Source organism: Thioalkalivibrio sp., assembly GCF_007692535.1.
Classification (GTDB): domain Bacteria; phylum Pseudomonadota; class Gammaproteobacteria; order Ectothiorhodospirales; family Ectothiorhodospiraceae; genus Thioalkalivibrio.
The window spans coordinates 1-5347 of the sequence record NZ_REBW01000150.1 but is presented as its reverse complement, the minus strand read 5'-3'; the positions used below and the strand labels follow the sequence as shown (position 1 = coordinate 5347).

General features: G+C 62.6%; 7 protein-coding genes. 1 reads left to right on the top strand and 6 read right to left on the bottom strand.

What is annotated here, in order from left to right; translation table 11 throughout:
• Positions 1–363: 363 nt before the first annotated feature.
• The 4 genes from EA346_RS08430 to EA346_RS08415 all read right to left on the bottom strand — a co-directional run bounded on the left by EA346_RS08430 (position 364) and on the right by EA346_RS08415 (position 3201).
• On the bottom strand, positions 364–2058 hold the full coding sequence (locus EA346_RS08430) for a mechanosensitive ion channel domain-containing protein (protein ID WP_296757504.1): 1695 nt from the start codon (positions 2056–2058) through the stop codon (positions 364–366).
• A 114-nt stretch (positions 2059–2172) separates the two neighbouring features.
• Positions 2173–2496 carry a hypothetical protein gene (locus EA346_RS08425; protein ID WP_296757502.1) on the bottom strand — a complete coding sequence of 108 codons (324 nt, stop codon included), beginning with the start codon at positions 2494–2496 and terminating at the stop codon, positions 2173–2175.
• Positions 2493–2897 (bottom strand): phage holin family protein, encoded by a 405-nt coding sequence (locus EA346_RS08420; protein WP_296757500.1) that lies wholly within the window; start codon positions 2895–2897, stop codon positions 2493–2495. Before EA346_RS08420 ends, EA346_RS08425 begins: the two co-directional genes overlap by 4 nt.
• Before the next feature lie 10 nt (positions 2898–2907).
• Positions 2908–3201, bottom strand: a complete 294-nt coding sequence (locus tag EA346_RS08415; RefSeq protein ID WP_296757499.1) for a hypothetical protein — start codon at positions 3199–3201, stop codon at positions 2908–2910.
• A 280-nt stretch (positions 3202–3481) separates the two neighbouring features.
• On the opposite strand from EA346_RS08415, the gene EA346_RS08410 reads away from it, so the two are divergent.
• Positions 3482–4156 carry a PRC-barrel domain-containing protein gene (locus EA346_RS08410; protein WP_296757496.1) on the top strand — a complete coding sequence of 225 codons (675 nt, stop codon included), beginning with the start codon at positions 3482–3484 and terminating at the stop codon, positions 4154–4156.
• Between the two features lie 98 nt (positions 4157–4254).
• On the opposite strand, the gene EA346_RS08405 is transcribed toward EA346_RS08410, so the two are convergent.
• A complete protein-coding gene (locus tag EA346_RS08405; RefSeq protein ID WP_296757494.1) occupies positions 4255–4761 on the bottom strand; it encodes a retropepsin-like aspartic protease in 507 nt (168 codons plus the stop codon).
• Between the two features lie 141 nt (positions 4762–4902).
• The gene (locus EA346_RS08400; RefSeq protein ID WP_296757493.1) at positions 4903–5025 is read right to left on the bottom strand and encodes a hypothetical protein; all 123 of its coding nucleotides are present in this window, start codon (positions 5023–5025) and stop codon (positions 4903–4905) included.
• Positions 5026–5347 lie beyond the last annotated feature (322 nt).

Below are 5347 nucleotides of genomic sequence, written 5' to 3'. Positions count from 1 at the left end.
CAACGCATGATTAGCGCGAAGACCGCGCTACCCGGAGGCACACGGCAGGGCACTGGCTGGCCGCCCGCATGGAATTGTGCGTTCGCTTCTCCCGCACACGGCCCTCCAGTGGTTGGTTGCTTTATCGGCAGTGGCTCGCCAGCACCCGTCCTTCCGTCGTGATGAAAAGCCCAGCCGCCTCAGCGGTCCAGGACCACCTTGTCCTTCATATGGTCGGGGATCTTCTGGATCACGTGGTAGGCCTCGGGCCGCTCTGAATCTTAGAGTGGACCCACTCAACCGATCTGCCGCTACCTGCTCTGGGTTGCAATGGGTCTTCAAGCCCCAAGAAACCAGCCAGAACGGAGTGTAAGGAAATTGCAATCAACGGGTTACATTGGTCCGGCCCAGAGGTTCCGGCCCAGCTTCGTCCTCGCTTCCTGACAGGAGAATGTGCCGCCGCCGCGGCAGGTAGGCGCCACCGTCCAGCTCCTTCAGGAACGCCACCACTTGCTCCCGGACATGGTTGTGGAGATACCAGGAGGTGAACGCCGTCGTGCCCGAAATCCAGATCCAAAGAACGGCTGCTTCCCCGTCGACCTCGACCATCTCGACCGATGGCGGCTCGCCGGTGGAGCGCGTGTCGCCCGCGACGATCTCCTCGACCTTGCGCCTGACCTGTTCGACGTCGATGCGGTAGTCGACCGGGATCTTCACGATGCGCCCTACCGCCTCGCCCTCCTTCGAACAGTTCTCGAATGGCCGCGACAGAAAATGCTCGTGCGGAACAATAAGGCGCGTGTTCCTCCAGGTCCGCAGGACCGTATGGGCGAACGAAATATCCTCCACTGTCGCCCAGTGGTCGTCGTAGACGATCACGTCGCCGATGCGCAACGGCTCGGCAAGGGCAATCTGTAGTCCGGCAACCATATTACCCAGCAAGGGGCGTGCGGCGATCGCCACCAGGATACCCAGGGCACCCACGGATGCCAGAACGGAAAGGCCGAAGTTTTCGAACACACCGGTCTTCAGCAACACGTACCCGACGCTCAGGAGAGCGACCACCACCACGGCCACTCGCCGCACCACGTATACGGTGGTCTTGGTACGGCGATTCTCGGGGTTTTCCAACGAAAGCGGCACGATGTAGCGCACGCTGAGGGCCAGCGTCACGGCGGATACCGTGCTCAGCAACAACCATGCTCCGGCAATCAGGGCGACCATCTCCGACGCGATGTCGAGATTGGAGACGACAGGGCCGGTCAGCACAACCAGATGGACGGTGCCGAAGCGGAACGCGAGCGCCGCCACCACGGTGGCCAAAGGCAAGGGAATCTTTCTTACAGCCAGCGTCCAGCGCAATGGCACCCGTAGCGTCAGCGCGCGTGTCAAGTAATAAAGGCCGAACCACAGCAGCAGGCTGAACGCCAGCAGAATGGCCGCCGTCAGCCATTCCCAGGCAGAGGGCTGCCCCACCGTGTGCACCCGCTCCTCCAATGGCATCCAGCGGACGAAAATTCCGAGCGGGCTGTCGGCAAACATGGCGTCTATGCGTTCCACCACAAAGGGCGAGAACAGCCAAACCGCCTCGCTGTCGTCGGTGTGGAATCGCTGCAGGCTGATGGGCGTGGCGCGTCCGTCGACGTCCACTTCTCCCAGATCCACCGATCGCCGGCTGTAGGGGCCGAACGACTGCTGCACGTCAGGCAAGACGCGAGCGTCGGGTTGGTCGGGCATATCGGCCCAGTCAATCAGGTTGTGGCGACGCAGCAGGAAGGCGAGTTTCAAGGCGAGGTCCGGCCCCCGGCTGGCCTGCTCCTCGGGATCAATGGCACTTAGATTGAGCGCCTGTGCGGCGCGGGCATACTCACGCTGGTCGATTGCCGCGAGAAAGGACTCCAGTGCGGCGCGTGGCGTGTCGAGCCGTAGCGGCGATTCCAGCGCCGGCAGCCCCTCGTTGATCGCCGACACCTCGAATGCGAAAAGTCCAGGTCCCTCTTCCTCCTGGGCCAGAGCGGCGGACCACACCGACAGTGCTGCGAGCACTGAAACCAGAGCAATCAGGAGAATTCGACGCACCTTACCCACCGAAGAGCCGGTGCAATAGAAAGGTGGTCGGGGTTGACTGGACAACCGAGCCGGGGCGGCCACAGGACCCGCAGGAACGCGACCAGGATTCATCGGTTGCGGGGGTTATCCCGAGGACTCGAAGGAAGACGGGACCCCCGTCGGTGGGCTGGGCTGCACGGTGGTGAACAAGGTACGCATCCAAGGCATCGAACTCACCGCGATCCGCAACCATGCACGGCCGGAATCCGAGCCTCCGGTGCGATGTCCGAGCAGAAAGCCCAGGCCGGCAGCCGAACCCAACAGCGCCGGGGAAGTCATCCGATCGTGGATACGGTGGCTCAGCTTGGTGCCATGTACCCCGATCGATCGCTTCCGCTCGAGCAGACGGCGCTCGGCATCGTCGATGCGTGTCGCCAGCGATTCGGAGGGGGGGACGTTGAAGGTCATGATGGTTTCTCCGCATCGGGCGTCAGGCTGCGCACGGTGGCAGGGAACTGCAGATGATGGCGTTGGCGACGGATCGCCCAGCCAAGGATCACCGCCAACAGCAGATTGACGCCCACCGCCAGCAGCAACGCCGCGCTGGGACTGGTCATGACACCGCGTTCGAGCAGCGTCAGCACGACCGCGGCCAAAAGGCCCAGCCACGCACTGAGCAGCAAACCGCCGGCCACCACGCCCAGCGTGATCATCCAAACGAGGCTTTCGCCGGCCTGGCGAGTCTCCAGCGCGGCGAGACCCACCTGGTCATGGAACAGCCCGCGCAACTCGCGGGCCAAAGAACGGAGGTCTTGCAGCACCCCGGGGCGATGCTCCGGGGTGCCTGAAGAGGTAGAGGATGCGTCCATGACGACCGCTCTAGCGACCGCTCAACAGGCGGCTCAACAAAAAGCCGCCAGCGATCGCGATACCCACCGACGTCACCGGGTTCTTATTGATGTACTCCCGGGCATTCTCCATCCATTCCTCCTGGAGATCTTGCAGTTGCCCACCTTTCTCGCTGATCGCATCCGCTGCGCTATGGGTGGCGTCGGCGATCTTGTCCACCGTTTCGTGCGCGCTATCGGCTACGCGCTCGACCGGTTCGTTGTTGCCACTCCCGTTTCCTTGCTTTCCTTGGAGTTTCGATTGCGTGGTGTGGGTGTTTTCCATGATCTACTCGCTTTCGGTTACGTGTGTCGGTATTGACGAGGTCAGACTAGCGACCCCAAGCAACGACCGTCTGTGCGGTGACACACTGTAGCTGGCCATTCTGCGACGTCTCGTCGCGCGGCGGGGCCGCAGCGGCCCAGGCTGGGCACTGTGGGCCAGCGCACATACAAGAGATTCGATTGCGGCAACTCTGGTGTCGCATTGGGCCACGGCCTGATGCTAATCCGATGGGTCTGAATGCAGGCACCGTTCGGCTCTAATAAACGCACAGGAGCACCACATGACATTAAACACTCGTACCACATTGATCGCCGGCGCAGTCGCTGCGCTGCTGGCCGGACCCGTATGGGCTGCCAGCGACACCTCGAAAGATGGTGCGCAAACCTCAGTCCCGACCAAAGCCGAAGTCGGACAAACCGGGCGCGACCAGCCGTCAGCCGCACAACCGATGAGTGAAACACCGCGAATGGGCGGAACAACCGATGGTGAGGCGACCACCGGAACTTCGATCGGCGACAACCCGCTCTTTACGCGGTCCGCCGACGATCTGGACGGAATGGATGTGATCGATAGGGCGGGCGACAAGGTCGGAACGGTGAAGCAGATCGTACTCTCCCCGGACCGCAAGAGCGCCCATGCGGTGATCTCCGCGGGCGGCATTCTCGGCATCGGAGCGCGCGACCTCATGGTATCGCTCGATGAACTCAAGCCGCTGGACGACAAGTTGCAGATGAGCGTCACCGAGGAAGAAATTGCGGCGCGGAAGGATGAGGCGCCGGACAGTGACGAATACGCCGAAGTGACAGGCGACGCGCCGATCAGCGAATCAATCGTCGAATTCTCGGCGTTCGAACCGGGCGCGGAGAACCCTTGGCCGACGGCAACGCCGATGGCGCCGGACGCGGACGCCGACAGGCCTGCGGCAGCACCCGAGACACACGGGAAGCCCCAATAAACCTCGTGTTCGATTGACCAGGCGACGCGAACAGTCGTGACACTGCGCTGGACGATGGCGCAGTGTAACCCCGGCGGGTCAAGCCCTGACGCCGGGGTTCATTCGTGAGGCGTGGCCAGACCCGTCGAAACGGCATCGATCGCCCTGTCGCAATGGCTCAGTACGAGGCGGGGCGGCTCGAACGAAAAGATGAACGGTGCGGTTCGTTGCAGGGCATTGAGCCCGAGAATCGGCCGGGTATTTCCCGGAAATACGGCGACCTCGACGTCGCGCAACCAGCACGCATCGCCGATGCTGATGGCGTCGATCGAATAGACCGGAACAACCAGCTCGCTTCCATCCGCGAGTCGTCCGCGCAAGTGCTTCACGAAGCGTGCCTGGCCATTTCCCTTCAGCAACGCGAGGATTTCTTCGTTGATGGTCATGTAACCGGAGCCGGTATCGACCATCCAGTCGACGGCCCCAAGTCCGGTGATGAGTCCCGGCACATAAAAGGTGGCCCCGTTCTTTGCCTGCATCTCTACCGTAGTGCCGAACTGCCCGGCGATTGCCGATGGAGTCGCGCCGACGAGGAGCAGAAGCAGGAGGCAGGCGAATCTGGGCACGGACACTCCTTCGCAATGCGACGGTGAGGACTGGGAGTTTGACACCTCCCGCAGCCATACACCCTTTACGGCAGGACCAGGCAGGACTTTAGCGCCCTGAGCCGCTAAGCCACTTCGGCATCATTACCAAGACATTCTTGACTACGTCCAGGCCTTGCCGCCGCTGCGCTCACCGCCGAGGTAGGCTTCATCGATCTGGACGCTGCCGCGCAGGGGTGGCCCGTGTCGACGTTGCGGCAGCAGGCTCAGCAGTTCCAGTGTCATGTTTGTGTCGACCTTGAGTCTCCATCCATCGCCACTGACTGACCGTTTCGGGCCGACCAGCGCGCTAGGTGAGAGGAACGCTGACCGGCGCTGACAGATGAGCAGGCGGTCCTTTCGGCCATCTCCAGCGCGTCCTCCACTCCATGCCAAGGTAGCGGACTGTACCTGCAAGCCAGTACACGTAGACACTCGCCTTCGTCGTTGATCAGCGGGGTGCCCTGCTGGGGGTCGCAGTGGCGCCGCGACGCTATGCGTGCCAGCGCACGGACCCCAACTGGTCTTTTTCGTAGTCTCTGTCGATCCGACCGCAGGTGACTGGGGC

What these genes read in the sequence shown, in the direction of transcription:
- EA346_RS08400 (WP_296757493.1), bottom strand. Translation starts at nt 5,025, where the DNA reads ATGACACTGGAACTGCTGAGCCTGCTGCCGCAACGTCGACACGGGCCA.
- EA346_RS08420 (WP_296757500.1), bottom strand. Translation starts at nt 2,897, where the DNA reads ATGGACGCATCCTCTACCTCTTCAGGCACCCCGGAGCATCGCCCCGGG.
- EA346_RS08415 (WP_296757499.1), bottom strand. Translation starts at nt 3,201, where the DNA reads ATGGAAAACACCCACACCACGCAATCGAAACTCCAAGGAAAGCAAGGA.
- EA346_RS08410 (WP_296757496.1), top strand. Translation starts at nt 3,482, where the DNA reads ATGACATTAAACACTCGTACCACATTGATCGCCGGCGCAGTCGCTGCG.
- EA346_RS08425 (WP_296757502.1), bottom strand. Translation starts at nt 2,496, where the DNA reads ATGACCTTCAACGTCCCCCCCTCCGAATCGCTGGCGACACGCATCGAC.